The following is a 1,286-nucleotide window of genomic DNA, read 5'->3' as shown; positions in this document are numbered from 1 at the left end:
TTGGTTAAAGACGAAACCTTAGAATGAAGGAGCCTTTATGGGTAACTGGCTATGCATAGAAGGGTTAAGTCTCTTGTAATAAGTAGGTCGGGCTTGAAAAGCTCAGGTATGTTAAGTTAAATAAAGCAATAATACTTTCAATGCTAAGAAGCATTCACTATGGGCGCACGCTTAAGAATCTTTCCTCTGTGCCGAACTTGAGCGCACTTTATTTGAACTTCGCACTGCCACTACGGTTCCCCAGCGAGTCAAAGACCGAGCGCAAGTAATTCGTTTAAACCATCAGGGCCTGTATGTAGAGAAAATTGCTGCCTATTTCGGCTGGAATGTTCGAACTGTCCGTGAGGTCATTCATCGATGGCAACACAAAGGCTTGGGGGGACTATGGGATGCTCCTAGACCCGGAGCCCAGAAGCGTTGGCAGCCTGAGGATATTGAATATCTAGAATCCTGCTTACGCCAGGAGGAACGCACCTACAATAGCAAACAGTTAGCCCAAAAGCTGGCTAATGACCGTCATGTTAAGTTGAGCCCGGATCACCTCAGACGAGTGCTTAAAAAAAGGGGGTGATTTGGAAGCGTACTCGCCAAAGTCACAGAGGGAAGCAAGACCCTATAGAAAAGGCAACCAAGCAAGCCGACCTAGAGATGTTGCAATGGTCAGCGGCAGTAGGAGAAATCGACTTATTCTATCTCGATGAGTCGGGATTTTGTATGTGGATGCCCGTAGAACACAGCTATTTCTTTAGAGGTGAGCAAAAGCGCCTTGAACAGACAGCCCGCAAAGGAAGACGCATTAGCATTTTGGGATTGCTACAACCTAAGCGTGAGCTTTGTCTATGGACTGGTGGTGGGCAGTTTCAACGGGGAGCGCTACATCACGATGATGGATGAACAAGCTCGTCAGGCCAAGCAACAACTCGATCAAACCGGTCGGCTCCGGGTGATTGTCCAGGACAATGGTCCGGTTCATACCAGCAAACAGGTGAGAGAGAAATGGGCTCAGTGGGAAGCTCAAGGGCTATATCTGTTCTTTTTACCGAAATATTGCTCAGAGATGAATCCGATTGAATCCGAATGGCATCAGTTAAAAACCCATGAATTGGTGGGTCAAATGTTTGAAGATGAACTGGCCCTAGCTTATGCAGTCATTGATGGCTTGACACTCCCCACGATTAGAAATCGGGGGATTCTCGGTTCAGCGAGCCAACTTGCTCAACCAGGTCGGAACCAGGAAGAGTAGAGGTCGAGTCTCCCCGAGCGTTGATATAAGTTCCGGTGTGCCC

General features: G+C 47.9%; 1 pseudogene. It reads left to right on the top strand.

Annotated features, from left to right (window positions below):
* Nucleotides 1–159: 159 nt before the first annotated feature.
* A pseudogene (locus F6K20_RS38900) lies at nt 160–1,243 on the top strand (IS630 family transposase).
* The last annotated feature ends 43 nt before the right edge of the window (nt 1,244–1,286 follow it).

This window comes from Moorena sp. SIO2C4 (genome assembly GCF_010672485.1).
Classification (GTDB): domain Bacteria; phylum Cyanobacteriota; class Cyanobacteriia; order Cyanobacteriales; family Coleofasciculaceae; genus Moorena; species Moorena producens.
This window is presented reverse-complemented; position numbering and strand designations above follow the sequence as displayed.